General features: G+C 40.9%; 23 protein-coding genes and 1 riboswitch. Of the genes, 14 read left to right on the forward strand and 9 right to left on the reverse strand.

The features are described from left to right. Positions 1-13: 13 nt before the first annotated feature. From B4N43_RS22120 to thiS, 7 genes are read right to left on the reverse strand one after another with little or no spacing between them, the layout of a single operon-like run. Positions 14-724 (reverse strand): HesA/MoeB/ThiF family protein, encoded by a 711-nt coding sequence (locus B4N43_RS22120; protein ID WP_088162006.1) that lies wholly within the window; start codon positions 722-724, stop codon positions 14-16. Positions 725-728: 4 nt separating this feature from the next. Beyond that, entirely contained in the window at positions 729-1853 is a 1125-nt protein-coding gene (thiH, locus tag B4N43_RS22125) for a 2-iminoacetate synthase ThiH (protein WP_088162005.1), read from the reverse strand. A 10-nt stretch (positions 1854-1863) separates the two neighbouring features. Next, positions 1864-2634, reverse strand: coding sequence for a thiazole synthase (locus tag B4N43_RS22130; RefSeq protein WP_286736227.1), 771 nt, complete (start codon positions 2632-2634; stop codon positions 1864-1866). Further along, entirely contained in the window at positions 2631-3248 is a 618-nt protein-coding gene (gene thiE / locus B4N43_RS22135; protein ID WP_286736229.1) for a thiamine phosphate synthase, read from the reverse strand. Before thiE ends, B4N43_RS22130 begins: the two co-directional genes overlap by 4 nt. Further along, positions 3209-3817, reverse strand: coding sequence for a thiamine phosphate synthase (locus B4N43_RS22140; RefSeq protein WP_286736230.1), 609 nt, complete (start codon positions 3815-3817; stop codon positions 3209-3211). Before B4N43_RS22140 ends, thiE begins: the two co-directional genes overlap by 40 nt. Beyond that, positions 3814-5628, reverse strand: a complete 1815-nt coding sequence (gene thiC / locus B4N43_RS22145; RefSeq protein WP_286736231.1) for a phosphomethylpyrimidine synthase ThiC — start codon at positions 5626-5628, stop codon at positions 3814-3816. The genes B4N43_RS22140 and thiC overlap by 4 nt, the downstream gene beginning before the upstream one ends. A gap of 46 nt (positions 5629-5674) precedes the next feature. Further along, positions 5675-5881, reverse strand: coding sequence for a sulfur carrier protein ThiS (gene thiS, locus B4N43_RS22150; RefSeq protein WP_120332811.1), 207 nt, complete (start codon positions 5879-5881; stop codon positions 5675-5677). Between the two features lie 59 nt (positions 5882-5940). Next, a riboswitch (TPP riboswitch) is annotated at positions 5941-6036 on the reverse strand. 160 nt (positions 6037-6196) lie between these two features. On the opposite strand from thiS, the gene B4N43_RS22155 reads away from it, so the two are divergent. Next, complete coding sequence (locus B4N43_RS22155) at positions 6197-8833, forward strand: alpha-L-rhamnosidase (protein ID WP_286736232.1); 2637 nt, start codon at positions 6197-6199, stop codon at positions 8831-8833. Positions 8834-8896: 63 nt separating this feature from the next. On the opposite strand, the gene B4N43_RS22160 is transcribed toward B4N43_RS22155, so the two are convergent. Further along, on the reverse strand, positions 8897-10312 hold the full coding sequence (locus tag B4N43_RS22160) for a PLP-dependent aminotransferase family protein (RefSeq protein WP_286736233.1): 1416 nt from the start codon (positions 10310-10312) through the stop codon (positions 8897-8899). A 111-nt stretch (positions 10313-10423) separates the two neighbouring features. Between B4N43_RS22160 and B4N43_RS22165 the strand changes: the two genes are divergently transcribed. The 6 genes from B4N43_RS22165 to B4N43_RS22190 all read left to right on the forward strand — a co-directional run bounded on the left by B4N43_RS22165 (position 10424) and on the right by B4N43_RS22190 (position 14963). Next, complete coding sequence (locus B4N43_RS22165; protein WP_286736234.1) at positions 10424-11314, forward strand: DMT family transporter; 891 nt, start codon at positions 10424-10426, stop codon at positions 11312-11314. A gap of 138 nt (positions 11315-11452) precedes the next feature. Further along, positions 11453-12061, forward strand: coding sequence for a GrpB family protein (locus B4N43_RS22170; RefSeq protein WP_286736235.1), 609 nt, complete (start codon positions 11453-11455; stop codon positions 12059-12061). Between the two features lie 84 nt (positions 12062-12145). Further along, positions 12146-12574 (forward strand): DinB family protein, encoded by a 429-nt coding sequence (locus B4N43_RS22175; protein ID WP_286736236.1) that lies wholly within the window; start codon positions 12146-12148, stop codon positions 12572-12574. A 251-nt stretch (positions 12575-12825) separates the two neighbouring features. Next, positions 12826-13464: a hypothetical protein gene (locus tag B4N43_RS22180; protein ID WP_286736237.1), complete on the forward strand. Its 639-nt coding sequence runs from the start codon at positions 12826-12828 to the stop codon at positions 13462-13464. 180 nt (positions 13465-13644) lie between these two features. Next, positions 13645-14112, forward strand: a complete 468-nt coding sequence (locus tag B4N43_RS22185; protein WP_286736238.1) for an SRPBCC family protein — start codon at positions 13645-13647, stop codon at positions 14110-14112. 80 nt (positions 14113-14192) lie between these two features. Then, the gene (locus B4N43_RS22190) at positions 14193-14963 is read left to right on the forward strand and encodes a hypothetical protein (RefSeq protein ID WP_286736240.1); all 771 of its coding nucleotides are present in this window, start codon (positions 14193-14195) and stop codon (positions 14961-14963) included. A gap of 68 nt (positions 14964-15031) precedes the next feature. Here B4N43_RS22190 and B4N43_RS22195 read toward each other — a convergent pair whose 3' ends face one another. Beyond that, complete coding sequence (locus B4N43_RS22195) at positions 15032-16141, reverse strand: serine hydrolase domain-containing protein (RefSeq protein ID WP_286736241.1); 1110 nt, start codon at positions 16139-16141, stop codon at positions 15032-15034. A 347-nt stretch (positions 16142-16488) separates the two neighbouring features. On the opposite strand from B4N43_RS22195, the gene B4N43_RS22200 reads away from it, so the two are divergent. The 7 genes from B4N43_RS22200 (at position 16489) to B4N43_RS22230 (ending at position 22804) form a co-directional block, all read left to right on the forward strand. Beyond that, on the forward strand, positions 16489-17070 hold the full coding sequence (locus B4N43_RS22200) for a hypothetical protein (protein ID WP_286736243.1): 582 nt from the start codon (positions 16489-16491) through the stop codon (positions 17068-17070). A 74-nt stretch (positions 17071-17144) separates the two neighbouring features. Further along, positions 17145-17357 (forward strand): PepSY-like domain-containing protein, encoded by a 213-nt coding sequence (locus tag B4N43_RS22205; protein WP_075993143.1) that lies wholly within the window; start codon positions 17145-17147, stop codon positions 17355-17357. A 273-nt stretch (positions 17358-17630) separates the two neighbouring features. Further along, the gene (locus tag B4N43_RS22210) at positions 17631-18194 is read left to right on the forward strand and encodes a dihydrofolate reductase family protein (protein ID WP_248931909.1); all 564 of its coding nucleotides are present in this window, start codon (positions 17631-17633) and stop codon (positions 18192-18194) included. Positions 18195-18296: 102 nt separating this feature from the next. After that, a complete protein-coding gene (locus B4N43_RS22215; RefSeq protein ID WP_286736246.1) occupies positions 18297-19595 on the forward strand; it encodes a spondin domain-containing protein in 1299 nt (432 codons plus the stop codon). 164 nt (positions 19596-19759) lie between these two features. Then, positions 19760-20440 carry a peroxiredoxin-like family protein gene (locus tag B4N43_RS22220; protein WP_286736248.1) on the forward strand — a complete coding sequence of 227 codons (681 nt, stop codon included), beginning with the start codon at positions 19760-19762 and terminating at the stop codon, positions 20438-20440. A gap of 81 nt (positions 20441-20521) precedes the next feature. Then, positions 20522-21361: an AraC family transcriptional regulator gene (locus B4N43_RS22225; protein WP_120332825.1), complete on the forward strand. Its 840-nt coding sequence runs from the start codon at positions 20522-20524 to the stop codon at positions 21359-21361. 309 nt (positions 21362-21670) lie between these two features. Beyond that, positions 21671-22804, forward strand: a complete 1134-nt coding sequence (locus tag B4N43_RS22230) for a hypothetical protein (protein ID WP_286736249.1) — start codon at positions 21671-21673, stop codon at positions 22802-22804. The last annotated feature ends 122 nt before the right edge of the window (positions 22805-22926 follow it).

A 22926-nucleotide genomic window follows, 5' to 3' on the forward strand; every position in this document is an offset into this window, starting at 1 on the left:
TCCGAAATGATCGTTAGAATGAAAGTTTTGAAAAACGCCAATGGAATGTGTCAACAACCGTTAACTGGTTGCTATCTACGGGTAATCCGGTTACTATTTTAAGTACCTGCATCGCCATCATGCTGCCGATAATACCGGGCAAGGGGCCCAGCACCCCATTTTTATCGCAATTTGGAACCTGCTCCGGATCGGGGGGCGTTGGAAAGATATCTAATAGGTTTTTACTACCCTGATAGTTAAAGACAGCCAGCTGCCCTTCAAAACCATAGATGCTACCGTATACCAAAGGTTTATCGAGTTGTAGGCACGTATGATTAAGCAGGTAGCGTGTCGTAAAGTTATCACAGCAATCGACAATGATATGATAGGGAGCGAGCATTGCTAGCGCGTTGTCAGCATCTATTTTTACCTGAAAGGGTTCAAAATCAATTGTGCTATTGTGCTGTCGTATATAGGCTGCGGCACTTTCTGTTTTTGCTTGGTTTATATTATCTTCGGAATGAATGATCTGTCTATTTAGATTGTGGATTTCAACCTGGTCAAAATCAATCAGGCCGAGTTTGCCTATACCGGCCGCGGCTAAATATTGAACGACAGGACTCCCGAGTCCGCCTGCACCAACGACCAATACCTTGGCATCCATAATCTTCCGTTGTCCGGCAACGCCAATCTCTTCGATAAAAATCTGTCTGCTATAGCGATCAAAAATGTTATCTTTTTTCATGTATTTAACGTACAATACCCGCGTAATTGCTTTCCCAGTCTTTCATCACTGGAGAATAGCCCATTTTTCGGATTTGATTTTTTATTGTTTCCATATCTCTTTCATCACTTACTTCAAATTGTTCCAAAGCTTGGGGATCGACAACATAGCCTCCCGGATTGGTTTTTGAAGCGGCACTCATTGTGGTTACGCCAATAGGTATGATATGATCTCTGAAGGTTTCGTTCTCTCGGGTAGAAATGGAGATTTCCAAATTTTCATTCCACAGACGATATGCGCAGATCAACTGCAGCAGATCACGATCTGCCAAATGAAAATTTGGCTCAACAGAACCCGCGGCTGGTCGTAAGCGCGGAAAGGAAATGGAATAACGTGTCTGCCAATATTGTTTTTGCAAGTAGGAAATGTGTGCCGCGGTGAAAAAGCTGTCCACCCGCCAGTCCTCTAGCCCAAGTAATACCCCCAGTCCGATTTTATGGATTCCGGCCCGGCCTATACGGTCAGGCGTATCCAAACGATAGTCAAAATTGGACTTCTTTCCTTTCGGATGATATTGTTTGTAAACTTCCCGATGGTAGGTTTCCTGATAGACCAAAATTGCATAAACCCCTGCGGCCTGTAGTAGTCGGTACTCGGATTCTTCCAGCGGCTGTACCTCAATGGATATCTGTGAAAAATGAGGTTTTAAAAGCCGAATAGCGTTTAGGAAATAATTGATCTCGACCGTTTTGTTGGCTTCTCCGCTAACGAGTAAAATGTGGTTGATTCCCATGGTTTTGAGTGCCATTGCCTCCAGTAATAGTTCTGTGTTGTTAAGTGTTTTGCGTTTAATTTTATTGTCCATGCTAAAACCGCAATATGTACAGATATTTTGGCACTCATTACTCAGGTAAAGAGGGGCATAGAGCTGTATGGTTTTACCGAAGCGACGTTGCGTGATTTGTTGTGTTTTTTGTGCCATTTGTTCTAGATACGGTGCTGCAGCCGGTGAGATGAGTGCCCTAAAGTCAGCGAGTGTTAAATGGTCTTTTTCTAACGCATGTTGTACATCCTGATTGGTAGCGTCATAAATCTGCGTGTGGACGTCATTCCAGGAGTATTCATCGAGAATCGTTTTGAAATCTGTCATAAGAGAATCATCAATCAAATAAAAATGAAGTTAAGGGACTCGAACCGATTGCTTTTGATCCGATCTTTCCTAAACCGGCCTCATAAGCCTTTCGTCCCGCAATAACAGCCTCTTTGAATGCTTCGGCCATACGTATCGGATTATTGGAGACCGCAATTGCCGTATTGACCAAGACTGCATCGGCTCCGATTTCCATGGCTTTGGCGGCATCGGATGGAGCTCCGATCCCAGCATCTACAACCACAGGGACATTACTCTCCTCAATAATAATTTCGAGAAAGTCTAGTGTGCGAAGCCCTTTATTACTACCAATAGGAGCACCTAAAGGCATAACAACTGCAGTACCTGCATTTTCCAATCTTTTACAAAGTACTGGATCTGCGTGAATATAGGGCATGACAACGAAACCCAGTTTGGCCAGCGATTCAGTTGCACGCAGGGTTTCAATAGGATCGGGCAGTAAATAACGAGGGTCGGGATGAATTTCCAGCTTTACCCAGTTGGTTTCCAGTGCCTCCCGTGCAAGTTGGGCTGCGAGCACAGCTTCTTCAGCAGTTCGTGCTCCCGAAGTATTGGGAAGCAAATCGATTGCCGCCAGGTCGAGTGCACTGATGAGACTGTCGTCTGAGCTGGTCTGGTCGATTCGTTTGAGGGCAACGGTGACCAATTGGGAGGCCGAAGCCACAATGGCATCGCTCATTTCTGTGAGATTACCGAATTTGCCCGTACCCAGAAATAATCTGGATTCAAATACGCGATCGGCTATATGTAGGTTGCTCATAATAAAATTTTATTGATGGATGAAACAATGTTTGGAGTCTTGGTTACGATTCCGGAGAGTGCTACACCGTAAACTCCAATTTCTAATAGCTGTTGGATATCTTCAAGTTGGCTTATACCGCCAATTGCGAATATTGGAATAGGGGGCAAGCCTGCTAGGCGGACTTGTTGGATGATGTTTTCATATCCTGCAATCCCCAGTAGGGGACTTAGTTTTTGTTTTGTTGTGGTATAGTTGAATGGTCCGAGTCCGATATAGTCACAATGTTCACTTATTCTTTGTTTTACATCCGCAAAGCTATTGGCAGTACCGCCGATTATTTTTCCTGCACCCAATATGTCCCGGGCAGCTGTGACGCTGCAGTCATCCAGTCCCAAGTGCACTCCATCAGCATCTACAGCCGCTGCAAGCGAAGGATGGTCATTGATTATACAGCTGGCACCAAATTCGGAACAGGTTTGCTTGATCTGTTCTGCAAGCATGTAGCGGCTCTTTTCATCGGCGTTCTTCCATCTGATCTGTATCCATTTGGCCCCCGCATCCAGCGCTTTCAGTATGTTATTTTTTTGTTCAGTTAATGTTTGTCCCTGCGATATATATTGGAGTTTTTCCATAGTTTTTGTTTGCATGCTATAAAATTTTGAACGGGATCAGGGTGCTTCCATAAAGTACCATATAAGGCAATTCCATCTGCACCTTGCTGCATCGGGATAAGACAGTTGCCTTGGTTTATCCCTCCAAGACCGATGAGACCAACAGTAAAGTTGGAGCGTGACGGGAGCTGATCCAACCTTGCATTATACACTCCATACCCCACTTTTGAGATGCTTGGAAATAATGGACTTAGAAAAGCATAGGCCCAACATTCATCAAGGCTATTGAATTGATCGATATCATGTACAGATGTTGAACAGATCGTTGTAGGCAGCATTTGATTTGTTGATCTATTCTTTTCGTTCATATGAATACGTGCGATTCCGAGCTCAGCCGATAGGTGAGGGTGGGAATGTAGGACCAATCTGTCCAAATATGTGGAATCTATAGATTCCACATATTTGGACATTTGTAGGTCTGTAAAATGATACTTGCGCAAGTGCAGGATATCGAGTCCTTCTTTGAACAAAGCGTCTATAATCCCTTTTTCGGAAGGGATCGTTTCTGCTGCTGTCAAAGCGACGATCATGAATAAATCTCTTTTCCTTGTGCGATGAATTCCTGCGATTTTTCCAGCATCCCTTGTGCGGCACTATCTCTGATTTCCTGCGTAATTTTCATCGAGCAAAATTTGGGACCGCACATGGAGCAGAAGTGAGCCACTTTGGCCGCATCTGCCGGCAATGTTTCGTCATGATATTCCCGTGCTGTATCTGGATCCAGGGAAAGGTTGAATTGATCTTCCCATCTAAATTCAAATCTCGCTTTACTCAAGGCATTATCGCGGTATTGTGCACCTGGATGTCCTTTGGCCAAATCGGCCGCATGGGCAGCTAGTTTATAGGTGATTACACCGTCTTTAACGTCTTTTTTATTTGGTAAGCCCAGATGTTCTTTGGGCGTCACATAGCAAAGCATCGCACATCCATACCAACCGATCATCGCAGCTCCAATGGCTGATGTGATATGGTCATAACCTGGCGCAATATCAGTTGTTAAGGGACCCAAGGTATAAAATGGAGCTTCGTCACAACAGGCCAATTGTTTGTCCATATTCTCTTTGATCAATTGCATAGGAACATGGCCCGGACCTTCGATCATCACCTGAACATCGTGTTTCCAGGCGACCTTGGTGAGTTCGCCCAGTGTTTCGAGCTCAGCAAATTGAGCCGCATCGTTGGCGTCCGCAATGGCACCTGGACGGAGACCATCGCCAAGTGAAAAAGCAACATCATATCGCTTCATGATCTCACAGATCTCCTCAAAATGAGTATAAAGAAAGTTCTCTTTGTGGTGGAAAAGACACCATTTGGCCATGATAGATCCTCCTCTGGAGACAATGCCCGTTACTCGAGATGCCGTGAGATGGATATAACGAAGCAGTACGCCGGCGTGTATGGTAAAGTACGAAACACCCTGTTCGGCCTGTTCAATCAAGGTATCTCTGAATATTTCCCAGGTAAGGTCCTCGGCCACCCCCTTCACTTTTTCGAGCGCCTGATAGATCGGTACTGTACCGATTGGAACGGGCGAGTTACGGATAATCCATTCGCGGGTTTCGTGAATATTTTTGCCAGTGGATAAGTCCATGATGGTATCGGCTCCCCATCGACAGGCCCATACCGCTTTCTCAACTTCTTCCTCTATACTTGAACTTACAGCGCTATTGCCAATATTGGCATTAATTTTAACAAGAAAGTTACGCCCGATAATCATGGGTTCACTTTCAGGGTGATTGATATTATTAGGGATGATTGCTCTTCCGGCAGCGATTTCCTCACGGACAAATTCTGGTGTAATAGCTTTATCATGTGTTCTGGCACCAAAGTTTTGTCCTTTATGCTGATGATCCATTCCGGGGGTACTGGCCGTGAGCTGCTCGATACGTTGGTTTTCACGGATAGCAACGTACTCCATTTCTGGGGTAATGATGCCTTGCTTTGCATAATGTAATTGGGTTACATTCCTGCCGGCAGAGGCTACTTTTGGTTTATGGCTATACGCAAATCGGAGTTCATCCAACGTTGGATCAGAAAGGCGTTTTTGTCCATATTCAGAGCTTATGACAGCCAGCTGTATGACATCCTGACGATCCAAGATCCACTGTTCGCGAAGGCGCGGGAGGCCTTTTCGGATATCGATATGGACGGTGTCATCCGTATAAGGTCCAGAAGTATCATAAATTGTTACCGGCGGATTAATTTCTACCTCTCCATTCGTTAATTTGGTTGGACTCAAGGAGATTTGACGCATAGCGACTTGAATAGGAAATAGTTTTCCGGATACAAAAATTTTCTTTGCATTTGGAAAGGGTGATTGCGTAATTGTTTCAGCTGTCATTTTTTTCTGTATTGGGTGAATTACTCGGTTGATTTTTGTGGAATGGCTATCCGCCCTGAGATGCGGTAATTAAGATAATCTGATCGTAAGGTTTAAGTCTTGTCGTAGCCCAGTCCTTTTTGGGGATGACTTTGTTGTTGATGGCTACAGCCACGCCCTGAGTTTTGCCAGATAATTCCAAAAGCAACAAGCCTTCAAGTGAAGTAAGTGTGGGGTCGAAAAATCGAATCTGATGGTTTATTGTAAGTTCCATTCCTTAATTTTTTTGGTAAAACTTTAGGAATGGCTACACAAAGGCACAGCAATGCACCTTGTAGACAGCTCACTTTTCCCTACGCCAGTATGATCCGGATCAGGTTCTAAGGGTAAAATCTCAGCCTGCACGAGCAGACACCCCTAAAGTTGCGACTAAGATAAGGTTATTTTTATGAAAGTTGCAAGAAATTTATTTTGCAGACTTAGGCATATTGTGCAGGAAAGTACAGGTCAGTATGTGGAAAATATTTGATATATTAGTTTTTTGAATCAGCTAAAACAATTTAACAACCACCAAGAATAGTATCTTTTAATGCGTAGGATTTTATTGACAACACTGTTGTGTATCGCTAGCAACACTTATGCCCAACCTAAAAATAACTGCAGCGCCGTGCAGTTGACAAGCGAACATCTGGTCAATCCATTGGGTATTGATGCAATTCACCCGAGACTTAGCTGGCGACTTGAGGACCAACGTAAAGGTGCAGTACAACAAGCTTATCAGATCCTTTTAGGGCAAGATTCGCTGGCATTGCTGAAAGAGACAAAAGATAGCTGGGATAGTGGCAAACAGTTCAGCTCGGCTATGTTAGTGCCCTATAACGGCGTACAGTTAAAGCCACAGACTAAGTACTTCTGGAGGGTTAAAGTATGGGATAAGGATGGTGTATCAACACGTTCTGAAATAGCATCTTTCGAAACAGGAATGATGGGAATGGACCTTTGGAAAGGAAAATGGATCAGCGACAATAAGGATATTCATGCGCGGGAAACGCCTTATTTTAGAACAGAATTTAAGGCAAATAAGCAGATAAAATCTGCCCGCGCATATATTGCCGCAGCAGGATTATATGAACTTTCTATTAATGGCCAGCGCGTTGGCGACCATCGTCTGGATCCAATGTATACTCGGTTTGACCGACGCACATTGTATGTCGTGACGGACGTAACCCAGCAGCTTCAAAAAGGAGAGAACGCCATTGGCGTTGTTTTGGGGAATGGCTGGTATAATCATCAACCACTGGCCGTTTGGAACTTTGATAAAGCACCATGGCGGGCCCGGCCAACATTCTGTTTAGAACTGAAAATTGTTTATACAGATGGAACGACGGAAACCATTGTTTCGGATAAGCAGTGGAAGACTGCTTCGGGGCCAATCACCTATAATAATATTTACACTGGTGAGCATTACGATGCAAGACTGGAAATACCTAACTGGGATAAACCAAAATACGATGATTCGGCCTGGCAGGCTGTTCAGTATAGAAATGCGCCATCAGCGCATATCGTTTCCCAACAGATGGTACCGATTCGGCTCGTGAAGTCCTATAAGCCAAAATCAGTGACAAAGATAGACCAACGTACCTATGTGTTCGATATGGGCCAGAATATGGCCGGGATTACAAAAGTTAAAGTGAAAGGAGCTGCGGGTACTATGCTGCGTATCAAGCATGGTGAGCGATTGCAGGCCGATGGGCATCTTGACCAGTCCAATATTGATGTTTATTATCGGGGCGATAAGGAAAAGGAGCCCTTTCAGACCGATATATTGACCTTAAGTGGCCGCGATGATGAGTTTATGGCAAAGTTCGGTTACAAAGGGTTTCGTTATGTCGAGGTTAGCAGCAGTGCCGCAATTGCATTGGATAGTTCGGCTGTGACCGCCTATTTTATGCATAGTGATGTACCTGCTATTGGACAGCTCAAGACATCATCAGCGTTGGTCAACAAACTATGGACAGCGACCAACAATGCCTACTTATCCAATTTGATGGGCTATCCTACAGACTGTCCGCAACGGGAAAAGAACGGCTGGACAGGGGATGGGCACCTTGCGATTGAAACAGCTTTATACAATTTTGACGGGATAACAGTTTATGAAAAATGGATGGCGGATCATCGTGATGAACAACAGGAGAATGGTGTCTTACCCGATATTATTCCAACTGGCGGATGGGGCTACGGTACCGCAAATGGTTTGGATTGGACAAGCACCATTGCCATCATTCCATGGCAGATTTATCAGTTTTATGGAGACCCACGTGCATTAGAAGAATGCTACCTAAATATCAAACGCTATGTCGATTATGTAGACGGAATCAGCCCGTCTGGGTTGACAACGTTTGGGCGTGGAGACTGGGTGCCGGTGAAGTCACAGTCCAATCTGGAGTTGACCTCATCTGTTTATTTTTATGTGGATGCGACCATCTTGGCTGCTGCGGCCAAATTGTTTGGATACGCAGCAGATCAACAAAAATATGAACTGCTAAGCGAAAAAATTAAGACGGCCATCAACGCAAAATTTTTAGATGCTTCCAAGGGTGTTTATAGCAATGGAACACAGACCGAACTGAGTGTACCGCTCTATTGGGGTGTTGTACCCAATGAAATGAAAGCCCGTGTTGCCGCCAATCTGAATAAGAAAGTGGAAGAGACCAACTTTCATTTGGATGTGGGGGTATTGGGCGCTAAAGCACTATTGAATGCGTTGAAAGATAATGGCTATGCAACGACAGCCTATAAGGTCGCGGTACAAGATACCTACCCGTCTTGGGGATGGTGGATTGTAAATGGAGCGACAACATTGTTGGAGAACTGGGATTTAAAAGCAACACGGGATATTTCAGACAACCACATGATGTTTGGCGAAATCGGTGGTTGGTTTTTTAAATCTATCGGCGGGATTCTGCCAGATCCTAAACAACCTGGATTTAAACATGTGCTCTTAAAACCTATCTTCCCCCAGGAACTGAAAGAATCTTCTATTTCTTACGATTCACCCTACGGTAAAATCGTTTCCGAATGGAAGTTAAAGGATAAAATGATCATATATAATATCCAAATACCTGCTAATGCGACGGCAACATTTTATCCACCGGATAATGTTAGAAGCAGCGATATCGTCCAATTGGAGGCTGGTAAACATAGGCTGGAGCTGGAACTCAAGTAAGCATATGCTCCGACTTGTTGTTTCGTTGTCTTGACTGTTGGTTTTATTCTTTTATGTTATAATCTATTGGAGGGCTTTTGCGAGTTTACCAAGCTGTTTTAATTTTAAGGCGAGTTCATTGCTCCAGGGTAGGCCAACACAGAGACGCATGCAATGGTGAAATTGATCCTGCAAGGTGAAGATCCTTCCCGGTGAAATGCTAATCTGTAGTTTAAGCGCATAGTTGTATAGTTTGCCTGTATCGATGTGTTTTGGAAATTCAACCCATAGGGCGAGTCCGCCCTGTGGGCGGCTTATTTTAGTACCTTCCGGAAAATGGTCCACGATGATAGCGGCATACTGCTGGTAGTTTTCTGTTAATGATCGACGGAGTTTACGTAGGTGGTTTTCATACTTTCCTGTTAATAGAAAATTTCCCACTGCCTCGTTGATGATCGCTGTAGATGATAGGGAATGGATCAGTTTTAGTTTGATAATCTGTTCCTTGTATTTTCCAGGAGCGACCCATCCGACACGAAAGCCCGGAGCCAATGTCTTTGAAACTGACCCGCACCAGAGTACATTGCCATCTAGGTCAAAAGATTTGCAACATTTGGGGCGTTGGGTGCCAAAATGGAGGTCGCCGTAGGTGTCATCTTCGATCAGCGGGATATGATGTTTTGCTAGCAGTGATACAATTTCCCGCTTGTTCTCATCCGGCATACAATAGCCCAGAGGGGTGTTAAAATTGGGAACCAGTAAGCAGACTTTGATTTCGGGCAATAGCTTTTTGAGGGCTTCAATGTCTATTCCCGTAAGGGGGGCCGTGGCTATTTCCAGTACCTTAAGTCCCAGGCTAACGGCAAGCTGGAGGATACCCGGATAGCAGGGGCTTTCAAGAGCCAGTGTATCTCCAGGTTTGGTTAAGGCCATCAGACATAAAACCAAAGCATTCATACAGCCGTTGGTGGTAACGACCTCATCTTCGTTTAGATTTCCACCCCAGGCCAATGAACGTACAGCTACCATACGACGTAATTTTATATTGCCCTGCAAGGGCTCATATGCTGTGCCACCATCGCTGAGCTCCTGTGTAGCGAGAACGATTTCTTTTTTCAATTTCGCGGTAGGCAGGAGACTTCCCGAAGGAACACCGATCGAAAATAAGGTTAAATCCCGGCGCCCCATGGTTGAATACACCTTATTCATTAATTGATCTGGTTCTCGGTTATTGGCGATTGGAATAGGTTGACTGGCTGCGGCCAAAGGAAGCTGCAAATAGTTTGGAGGACTAACGAAGTAGCCGGACTGAGGTTTGGACCGTATAAGTGAACGCCCTTCCAGCTCTAAAAATATCCTTTTTGCTGTATTTATACTGATACCGTGTTCAGCACTTAGATTTCTCACTGAAGGTAGTTTCTCGCCAGCTTTTAAGACACCTGAATTAATTTTATTGGCAATATTGTCTGCTATTTCATTATACAAATAATCTTTTTTCATAAAATAAGGATTAATATCTGTTTTCAAAGGTAACTGTGTCCATTGAATTATCAAAAACTGTGACTGTGCTTAGTTCTTGTAATGGACGAACTTTGTGTAAAAGGTTGAAACATGGCAGAATTAAGTATAAGTAAATTACAAGAAAATACCGCAAGCGGTTGGTTAAACGGTTTTATTGGGGTGCTATTATTTAGTGGTTCGTTGCCGGCAACACGAATGGCGGTTTTAGCATTTGACCCCGTATTTGTGACGCTAGCCAGAGCTTCGATTGCAGGTATATTGGCACTGTTAACATTGATGGTTTTTAAGGAAAAACGCCCAGAAAGAAAACAAATGGGTTCGCTATGTATCGTTGCAATAGGATGTGTCGTTGGATTTCCCTTACTGAGCGCTCTAGCCCTGCAGCACATCACCTCTGCGCACTCTATCGTTTTTATCGGTATTTTGCCGGTATCGACAGCCGTATTTGGTATTATACGCGGTGGCGAGCGTCCGAAGCCAATCTTTTGGCTGTTCTCTGCTTTAGGGAGCCTACTGGTGATCGGCTATGCGCTGGCACAAGGACTAACAGCCTCACCTTTAGGTGACGTTTTAATGATTTTATCGGTCATTCTCTGTGGTTTGGGCTATGCTGAAGGCGCTAAATTGACCAAGACACTGGGTGGTTGGCAGGTCATTTCCTGGGCCCTGGTTTTGTCGCTGCCGCTGATGTTGCCACTTACTTTTATCTATCTTCCATCCACTTTTGATGCTGTACCTATGGGCGCCTGGGCTAGTTTAGCCTATGTTTCTTTGTTCAGTATGTTTATTGGCTTTGTTTTTTGGTATAAAGGACTTGCCCAAGGTGGCACGGCGACTATCGGACAGTTACAGTTATTACAGCCATTCTTTGGTTTGGCTTTAGCCGCCTGGCTTCTTCATGAACAAGTCAGTGTTGGCATGCTTGCTGTAACAGTTGGTGTTATCCTCTGTGTCGTAGCGACGAAGAAATTTGCCCAATAAATGCATTAGAAAAATAGAACTGGTTTATAGGTTCTCTCGGAAAACCATAAATTTATTAACTTTAACTTTTAGGGCATCGTTCGAGGTGTATTTGATCGAATGATGTCTATTATCTTGTATTGACAAAGACAATAGCGTATGATTTTACCGTTTGAACCTTATAATCCGATATGGAAAGCGAATTTCGACAGCATTCAAAATGAACTTCTTGCATTGTTGAAACCTATAAGGTCGAGGGTAGATCACATAGGCAGTACGGCCGTTGAGGGATTGTCTGCCAAACCAATCATTGATATATTGATCGGTCTTGAGGAAGAAAATGACCTTGATCGCATTCCGTTCCTGTTGCAGGGTAAATGCTATGTATATTATGAAAAATATAATGAGGATATGCCTTACCGACGTTTTTTTGTCGCCCTGATTGATCGGCCTGAAGTATTGGGGTTGCCAGAGCACATTGCACCCGACGATGAAATTCCAGTACGATTGCATGATCATTCGCTACGGATAGCGCATATTCACAGCATACCGTTGCAATCAGAACACTGGTTGCGCCATATAGCGTTTCGCGATTATCTGCGTGTACATGAAGAAGTAAGAGATCAGTATCAGGCGATCAAAGAAAAGTTGGTACTCCAGCAATGGAAAGATGGGAACGACTATAATGACGCCAAAGATGAATTTTTGAAAGAGCACGAAGCAAAAGCTTTGGAATGGTACAAAAAAGTTTACGGAACAATAAAATAGTAGAACAATGCAACGTTGCACAATAGCGTGGAGGCAAGGGATTACATTCTTAAGAAATTAGTGCAAAAAGAGATAGATTTAGGTATGAGTACATTTTTGGCAGAATTTGAGGATATTATCCATGATTTTACCCAGCAAATTATGGAATTAAACGAGGACGATTTTAATATGAAATTGGGACCAGATAAGTGGAGTAAAAAAGAAATTCTAGGTCATTTAGTCGATAGCGCTTTTGTAAATTACGGACGGTTTATAAGAGCTCAATTTGAAGAAAATCCAAAAATATACTATGATCAGGTAGCCTACTGTTCATCTGCTGACTATCAACATGCTGAGACCGTTAAATTATGCAATCTATGGCGATCGGTAAACGAGCAATTGTTGTTTTTGTTTCAGCATATAATTGCGAATAAACTGACACAAAGGACTTGTAATGACCATAGCCTCGAATTTTTAATGCATGACTATGTGATGCATTTGAAGCATCACAGAAATCAGATTTTGCCTGAATGATGAAATTTAATCCCTGATGAGTGGTGTCCTTACTTCTCAAGGATCTTTTGATAATATCAATTAAGAATTAAAGTATTTCTTTTATAATTAATAACTGCAAAACAATTGTCAGTGTAAACTTGTTGTCTAATAGGTGGTTCTATAGTTTTTACGCTAAGACTACCCAAAATAGATCGATGTACTGACTTATCCCACGGAAATACGAAGAGACTCTCTGCTACACTTCAAAAGGACACTAATTTTTAAAACATATGAAATCGAAGTCATTTTTAACCGCAATTGTCTCAAGCTTCTTATTGTTGGCTTGTAGTACCTCCACAAGGATAACAGATGTCTATAAAAATAGAGATCTGACTCCAAAACAATACCAAACAATATTCATTATTGCGATGACAAACCATGCTAAAGCACAGGAGGTCATTGAATCCAATTTGGCTGAAGCGGCTTCCATGCATGGCTACAAGGCTATTAAAAGTACTGATGTTTTTAAACGCACGTTCACCAAAGATGAAAGTCAAAATAAAGATTTAGTGATGAAAGCAGTACACAGTCTGAATGCGGATGCTATTTTTACTGTTACCCTGATCGACAAAACCAGCGAAACCCGATATGTACCGGGAAGTGGACCTTATATGCCTTATCCGAGGTTTGGATGGTATGGTAATTTTTGGAGCTATTACTCCCATTGGTACCCGATTGCATACGATCCGGGATATTATACCACGGATAAAATGTACTATCTGGAAAGTAATCTATATGACGTTAGTTCCGAACAACTGGTTTGGAGTGTGCAGTCTGAAACAATCAACCCTTCCAGCTTAGCTGATTTTTCTAAAAGTTATACGAAAGCCCTTGTTAAGGCTCTAGAAAAGGATATGTCCGCTAAATAACCATCGATAAAAGTATATTTAAAAGCTAGCTTCAAATTAAATAGTTGTATTGGTGTATAATTATTCTTTAAATTAGCGATGCAACCTCGTTAAATGTTTTTTATAGTATATTTGTAAACTAATTTGTGGTAGTGTTGTTATATTGACAAGCAATAAAGTTAGTTCAAATAAGATGAGGTAATGAGGTACAAAATATATAGAGAACAACAATTGGCCTGCGATTTGGATACCGCTTGGTCTTTTTTTTCTTCACCCATGAATCTTTCAGAAATTACACCAAAAGATATGGGGTTTGTTGTCGTCTCAGACTTTCGTCGGCAAGAAATTTCTGAGGGAATGATCATTGATTATTTGGTATCTCCGATCCTTCGGTTTCCGCTGAAGTGGAAGACCAAAATAACGCAAGTGGAAAAGAATAAAAGTTTTACTGATTTTCAACTAAAGGGACCTTATGCCTATTGGAATCATTTTCATGAGTTTATTCCGAATGAAAAAGGAGTGCTCGTGAAAGACAGGGTAGACTATGAATTGCCTTTGGGAATTCTAGGCACAATTGCGCATGGAATTTTTGTTAAAAAAAAGTTGGAGCAAATCTTCGATTACCGTTATCAGGTTTTAGAAAAATTATTTAATCAAACTAAGAATTAGTGATAACGAGTCTATTGCAGTTCACGTGACCGGCGGAAGGAGGTCAAATGAGCTTTTAAACATATTTTATGCTGTATACAATGAAGAAAATCTATCAAATAACCAATGGAGTTGCTTTGGTCATTACGGTGATTATTAATTACCTATCCAATACGGGAATTTTTAATGGGGAGACCATGGCAACGGTTTCTGCTAAATATCAAAATCTATTTACACCCGCGGGATATGCCTTTACCATATGGGGCCTCATTTATTTGGGGTTGTTTGGATTTGTAATTTATTTTGGTCCTTTTGTCAGACAGACAAACGAAAAGGAAAAAGTAGTTTTAAAAGTCGGATGGTGGTTCTTGATTTCTTGTCTAGCAAATAGTCTATGGGTCATTACCTGGTTGTATGACTATACCTTTTTGACTATTTTATTAATGATCTTACTTTTTGTGTCGCTATTAAAGATAATTCACCATACACAATCTATTGTGTTTCATGCTGCACGCAGCAAGCGTATATTTCTTAAGTTCCCTTTTCAACTTTATGCAGGATGGATTTCAGTGGCTTTGATTGCCGACATTGCAGCCTATCTCACGAAGATAGGCTGGGACGGTTTTGGATTACCAGCTACAACATGGGTTATTATCATGTTTGCAATTGCATTAATCATTCACTTATTGATGATATGGCAACGTCATATGCCCTTATTTGGACTTGTAGCTGTATGGGCTTTAATAGCAATTTCAGTTGCTAATAAATTAGTTAATAGTACTGTATATACAGCGGCTATAATAGCGGCTCTTATTGTTTTGCTAAATGTAATTGTATACTATATCCAATATCGTAAACGACTGCCTGTCTAGTGCTTACTGGTAAATGATAGTGGTTTGGCAATCAAAGTTTAAACTTTCCATTGTATTGTAGTCAGCTGCTATTTTATTGCTGATTCCGCAATCAATAGTTTTTGAAATTCTTTTCCGATAAATGGATTGATGACATGCTGAAATCCTTTTTGCAGCGTAAAGACAGTGATAGTCGCATCAGATTCCGGTGAATAGATGACATCTGTTCCCCACCAACCGCCATGATAGTAAGCGTTGAATCCCATGTCAAAATGATAAATTCCCAAACAGTATTTAGATTTATCTGGTGGTAAGATGTAGGTATGCATCGCTTCAAGAAGTTGTTTATCCTGAATGATTTTTCCATCAAATACATATTGGAAAAATAGGGCTGCCTCTTTGGCTGTCGCTGCTACCCCACCGCCTCCGTACAGATCCCACGAAGGATCAATGGCATAAGAGTCCCAATTGTACTTGCTTGCGTACTGATGGGCGAGAGGCAGGGTGTTTTCAGGATATTGTTCTAAGTTTATAAACCATGTCTTTGTTAGATTTAATTCTCGGTATCTAAGTAAGTTTCGGATGGCTGCATAAAATGGCTGCTGTGTTTTTTGCTCAATAATTTCGGTAAGAAGTAAATAATTAATATCAGCGTAACTAAATTTTTCACCGACAGGCTGAGGGTTTCCGATATCGATGGATCTTTTGATCTGCTCGTCTTTTTTCCATTTATATTTAGGATGCTGATTGACGAATTCAAAATAAGCTTCATCTACATAATCTTGAATTCCCGAAGTGTGTGAGAGCAAATTCTTTATCGTAATTACCGCTAGATTATAGCCATCGCTTTCAAATAAATGACGTGTTTTTTTTGATAATAAATTTGCAATTGGCTGATCAATAGAAAGTTCACCTTTTTCCACCAATCTTAGGATTGCTGCGGAGACATAGGGTTTCGTGTTGCTCGCAATCAAAACAGGCTGTTGGTCTTCTAGCGCTTGGTTCGTGCTGGTGTCTGCTACACCTTTTGCATAGCTCCAGGAAATATTATGTTTCGGTGCTTCTACATGAACAATAATTCCTACTGCATCCTTATTTTTATCATAAATAGAATCTACTTTTTGCTTAAAAACGGTCTGTAATTGAGTAAATCCGATCAACGGAGTAAACAAGGTATTTAATAACACTATTTTTTTCATATGTTCTTTTCTAAACATTGTGCCTCAGACTCAAAAACTTTCTGAGCATTTGCTAAGTATTTTTCTTTACTACTTCACTAGCAATCGCCTCTGCACCTGCGAATGTATCGACGTCGCAGTAGGGGTAACGGATTTCGTTGCCTGTTGTGCTTGTGAAAATAAGAATTAAAATAATAATCTTGATGGTTAAATATGTGAAATAGCACATCGAGCTTATTTAATAAACTGAGTCTGTATTTATTGATGTTCTATTTTTGAAGCGAAATGCCTTCGATTTGACAATAGGAGTTTGATTTTTACACATTATTTATTTTAATATCTTTGCGGTGTCAAATTATTAATTATTAATGAAAAGAAATTATTTTACACTCTTTATGACGGTGGCTTTTGCCTCGATGTCTTTTGCACAAACGAATACAGCAGTTGAAGCCAAAGTTGAGGATCACCAGTTTGCCTACAATATCCTGACCAATATGTCTTACGAAATGGGGATCGGAAATAAAACAACATTGCGCTTTTCAGGACCTTTATCAGGAAGTTTATTATACAGTAAAACATCGATAACGATTAACGATTATCATCATGAAGATTCTGAGTGGGGATATGCATTTCGTCCAGCGGTCGATATGCAAGTGCGGCATTATTATAATTTAAATAAAAGGCTTCAGAAAGGAAAAAAAATAGCACACAATTCCGGCAATTATATTGCTGGGGTGCTTGGAGCCGCTGGTCCGTCCATATTGAAAAGTGATAATATGTATGTTGCTGATTTCACCCTAACTTTAGGCGCAATGTGGGGTATACAGCGCACTTATGGCGAGCGTTTTATGATGAATGTAGGTATCGGGCCAGGTGTGAGTTTTTATGACAGCCAAAGCGAATTTACACCTATGGGCGGTATAACGGTTGGATTTAGATTGGGAAAATAGATAAATAATTCCCATTTCTTTCCCAAATTGATGGATAGGTTTAGATTATTATAACATTTTAAATCTTAAATCATATGGTCAATTGGAATTTGGTAACCGGCAAGGGTGAAAAACTTTCTTCCCAGGATGTCAGAAGGAGTATTTTAACTTTTATCATAAAAAATCATCCTGGGAATCAGGTTGAGTTTATCGAAAAAAAACGCAGTTCATATCGAATAGATATCAGGGGTGGAGATGCTCTTATTTTCGATTTCAATGGACAATTTGTGAGAACAGATCGTGACTAGCCTGCTTCGATGATCTGAAATAGACTTCATATTTTAAAAAAGGGGCAGGAGCTCAGCTTTATGCTCCCCCCTTCAACGGTAATTATCTTTAGTGGTTTGACTTTTTTGTTTTAATTCCTTCCACCTGCAATTTTATTCGGTGGCTATTATTTAATCTTTGAAACGTTAGCTTTCTTTTCTATCATTACCCCGGTTTATTTCTTGTCTTATGCAAAGCCTATTCAATGTGTAAAATGTTAGATTTACGGTGTAAAAGAAGCTTATTGGAAGGACATGAGAAAAGTAATTGCAGCATTCAATATGACCCTTGACGGGTTTTGTGATCATACAGCTGGCATTCCCGACGAGGAAATACATCTTCATTATACGCATCTGTTAAATAGCGCTGATGTCATTTTATATGGTAGGATTACCTATCAGCTTATGGAATACTGGCGGCCTTTTGTGAAAAATCCCTCAGGTGAAAAATCAATGGATGACTTTGCATTGGCTATCGATAAAATTCCAAAAGTTGTTTTTTCAAACAGGCTAAAAAATGTAGACTGGGCGAGTGCAAAATTGGCCGAAGGGATGCTAAAAGATGAAATATTGAAATTGAAACAGCAACCCGGTAGAGATATTTTGGTTGGGAGTCGAAGCTTAATTGTCCAGCTGATGAATCTCAATTTGATCGACGAACTTCAATTGTGCATTTATCCCCTTGTGGTAGGACAGGGGCTTTCACTATTTGAACATATAAGCGATAGAATAGTTTTTAAACTATTAAAAACAAGGTGTTTCTCTAGTGGTTCAGTCCTCCTGTACTATCAGTACAGTCCAACATCTACTTCCTCATAAATTATTCCCTCGGGAAATATCGGCAACACAGCGGGAAATTCAGATACCTACAGCTCCTCCCATGAAATTTACATTTGTAATGTAATTTAAAAAGAATTCATTATGAAACATAAACATTCAATTTTGTGGGCTATGGCAGCAATCCCTTTGCTAATTATCGCTTGCAATAAAAATGATGCTATGCCATCAACGTCGGCGACAACTATTACGATAGAAAATGTATTGGATTCAAAACCATTGGTCGGGTCCGGTCGCTTTAAAAACACTGGTGCTTCGCCAGTGGTTATGCCTGGCGAAGCAATTTCCATTAAGTTTTCTGCAGCCAAAGGACAAGCGCTGAGCTTTGCAACGATGTATGGTTGGTCGAATGACTTGTTTTTTGCTCCCGAAAATCCTGGCATAAAGCTGTATCAGGACAATGGAACTCCGGTTGAGGGCGATGTTTCGGCACAGATTAAATTATGGGATAATGGTACTCGTATCAATCAGATGCCAGGTGCAGCTGTAATTCACCCGGGAACAACAGAAACTGCTCCAAGAGCTATTACGGAAGTAAACGGAACCGATGCACAGGGCAATACTTATGCTCCAGCTTCTACTTTAATGAAAGCAACACTTCATTATGAAGGTAATTCCAATTTTACACTTATAATCACTAATGTCTCGGGCGGTACGACCAATCCGACCCCCTTCAGTCCCGGAGTTTGGGCAATTTCATATAGCGTGGGAGGGAACCTGTTAAATCCTAATCCATTATTTGAAGTAGGAAAACCAAGTGTAAATGGCTTGACAAATATTGCGGAGATGGGAGACAATAGCGTGTTGGGTAATTACATTAATACACAAACAGGTATTTTTACACCATTATCTCCAGTTTTGGTGGTGTTATATAAAGGCATCGAAAACCCAATATATAAAATCGGTGAAAATGACCGTGGTAAAGGACTGAAAGATTTAGCGCAAAAAGGTGATGCATCGGGCCTGGCGGCTTATCTTAAAACACTCTCCGGTGTAAAAGCGGTGTATATCCTTCCGGCGGCTAGCTCAACAGTATTACTTCCTAAAATCGGAGCGCAGGCAGGAAGTAGCGTTTCACAGCAGTTAAGTATAGCGAGTGGAGATCGAATTGCCATTGCAAGCATGTACGGCCTTTCCAACGATTGGTTCTTTGCAACAAAAGATAATGGAATTGATGCAACAGTAAAAGGAGATGTATCCTATTCAATCGGATTGTTTGACAATGGGACAGCGATTAATCAGTTTCCCGGAGCTGGCAATGAGCAGGCAGGATTAGGTGGCACTCCTGTGACCGAACGTAAACCAATTGGAGAAGTGCCTAATCCAAATGGGTTCACCACACTGCCATCAATTTCTAGCATTATTAAAGTAACAATCAATTAATTTTTGAGGCCGGTTATACGAACGAAAATCTCGTGGCTATTATTGTCCTTATTAGAGACAGGACGATCAGCAACCTATTACATGCAGTGGCTAAAGTATCGATTGAGTTTCCACGGTCAAAAAGTATCGATTCAATATTTATTAAGTAATAAACGTGTTATAAAATGAAAAATCCTATAAAAACAAAATTAGCTGCGTTTGTTGCGCTGCTGTTGTTCACGACCTGCATCGCAAGTATAGCCAATGCGCAGGCGCAGTCCAGCATAGATAAAATGGATATGAAGCAAATCCCTTATCGAATTCCGCAAAATCCGGAAGACATCAGTCCGTTATTGTGTGGAGAAAAAATACCGATGGCAGTATTGGTAGACGTTTCAGGTAAAAGGTTTGATCTCAATAGAGCGATTTCCCAAAAGCCGACCATTTTGGTTTTCTACCGCGGTGGCTGGTGTCCTTATTGTACCAGACAACTTTCGGGCTTACAAGAGGCCTTTCCCGGCTTGGAAGAAATGGGGTATCAGTTGATTGCCATAAGTACAGACGAATCCGAGGGATTAATGAAAGCTGTAGCGAAAGAAAAATTAAGTTATACACTTTTATCGGACGCAGATCTTTCACTGTCGAAACAAATGGGGATTGCGTATAAAGCTCCGAAAGACTACTGGGAGATGCTACCGAAAACAACTGGAGGCAAAGACACCGACTTGCTGCTTCCGGTTCCATCAGTATTTATACTTGATCAAAAGGGAACAATTCATTTTGAATTTATCAATCCCGATTTTAAACAAAGATTATCCTCCAATCTGCTGTTTGCTGCTGCAAGCAGCATTAAAGAAGATCTGTAAATTTCTAGCTTGTGGGCGTTAGGCTCTTACAAGAAAATGATTAAATTTAAGCGTATTGAAATGTCGTAAGTAAATGACAACATGATTAGGGAGTATAGCGATAACGCAACAGCAGCACTGTTTGTGATGCACAGTGACAACAACCAATTTTCAGGCAGGGGACTTCGTAATGCGAATTCCCTGCCAATCAATACATTTATTTATAATAAGGGCGGCGAACAAAAAGTGACGATCGATGAGATCAGCTATACGATGCCATCAAGGTGTATACTTCCTTTGGTTTCCAATCAACATTTTGTATTTGAACAGCCCGATGTGCTGACTGCCTGGCAGTTTAATAGGGAGTTCTATTGTATCGTTGACCACGATGCTGAGGTCGGTTGTGTTGGTTTTCTGTTCTATGGTATTCGACATCCAATGTTCATTGTATTAAATGAAACTGCTGTGGAAGAAATGTCTCATCTGGAGAATGTGTTTTCAAATGAGATGATGGTAAAAGATAATTTCCAGGGTGAAATGCTGCGCACCCTTCTTAAGAGAGTGATCATCAATACCACAAGGATAGCAAAGCTCCAAAGTGAAAGTTATCAGCTATTCCCCGACGAAAGAATGGATATTGTGAGAAAATTTGCGTTGCTACTGGAATGTAACTTTAAAGAGGAACATGAAGTCAGGTTCTATGCCGCTGCACTCAACAAATCACCAAAAACGCTAAGCAATGTATTTGCGCTGTTGAAACAGTCGGCGCCATCCGTTCTAATCCGCAACAGAATAATTCTTGAGGCTAAAAGGTATCTCCATTATACCGAGAAGTCAGCGAAAGAGATAGCTTACGAACTTGGTTTTGAAAGTCCTGCTCATTTTAGCCGGTTTTTCAAAATGTACTCCGGAACAAATATTTCTGCGTTTAAGAACCTTTGATCATTATTGCGTTTAAATATAGACGGTCATGTTGACCATGAATAAGAGGTGCTATAAATAATATAAAAAAACGGCAAATACTGCCCTATAATTTTCTTTGTTTTCAACAATTTGTGTGCTAACTTATGACCTATAAAATCTTCAAAAATAGGAATCGATTCATTGGTCAAAAGCTTCATATGTTTAAACTTTCTATAACCAGTATCAGGATTGAATCAAAGTAATACGACGGTTTTGTTTTAGTTAATTAGAATATAAAAAATAACTAGCATTGTCCGGGCTAAATGAGTATCTTTCAAAAAATAGATAATGAAAACCAAAATCCTAATTTTAACCCTATTTATTGCCAATTTCGGTCGTGCACAAACCTCATTAATGGATAGTTTAATTCAAAATAACTATTCGACCTTTAAAAAAAACAATAAGAACGCTTTTGACGGCAAAGGATGGACTACTTTGCTAGATGAAATCAGAAAAAACAACTCCGTATTATTGGGCGAGCAGCATTTCACCAGCGAAATTCCTTATTTCACAAACGCGGTTGTCAATAATATTAAGTTCGACAACTATATTCTGGAAATTGATCCCTATACAGTCAATACAATATCAAAGAAAATTAAATCCTTAACTCCTTCTGAACTGGACAAATTTCGCAATGAGTCGGGTTCTGCCTTATCTTTTTTACAAGGTGAGGCTGAGTTTGACTTATTTAAAAACATAGTAGATCAGAATGTCAAAACCTATGGCGCTGAACAAATTAGTTTATTTTCAGATCGCTTGCTTTTTTCGGAATTAAGTATGCAATCCAGAAGTGCTAAAGCAAAAGAAATTTATACACAGATGATTGCTAATTCTGCTACTTTTGACACAAAAAATAACACCAGATTCTATTTGTTCTCTGATGATTGCTTAGAAAAAATAAATGCATTGACCGCTCTCAATTTATCCGCCATTGAGAAAGAACAGCTTGAAGCGCTAAAATTAAGCAGAGATCTATATTTAAATCGAATTCATCGTTTAAGGATTCAATATATCAAACATCTGGTTTTTGAGAAGCTTCCCGAATGGAAAGACAAGAAGAATCTTTTCAAATATGGCGCTAATCACATGCCTAAAGGAGAGAGTTTAATGGAAGTATTCGATGTTGGTAACCTGGTTGCCAATATTGAAGAGGCAAATTACCGGAAGTCATTACATATTATGCTCATCGGAAAGGGGGAGGGTGAAACATTGGCTGATTTGGATCAATATAAATCGTTTTTAACCGTTGTAAAAGATGACAATTGGTATGCTTATAATTTGAGACCTTTGCAACAAGCAATCTCTAAACAGAAGCTTAAGGTAGAGGATTTGGAGCTGGAAAGAATTATAAAAGGTTACGACTATTTGGTTTTCATCCCCAATATTACCAAAACACCCAAAAGCGGTAAACAGGATCATTAAATCCTTTTCAAAAGCCGGCTTTTTATAATACAGCCGGCTTATTTGTTTGATTCATATAGATCCTTCCAATTTTTGTCTATAAATTGACATGCTTATTAAGTATACATTTTCTAACCGATATT

Source organism: Sphingobacterium sp. UBA1897 (genome assembly GCF_002337775.1).
In the GTDB taxonomy this organism is placed as follows: domain Bacteria; phylum Bacteroidota; class Bacteroidia; order Sphingobacteriales; family Sphingobacteriaceae; genus Sphingobacterium; species Sphingobacterium siyangense.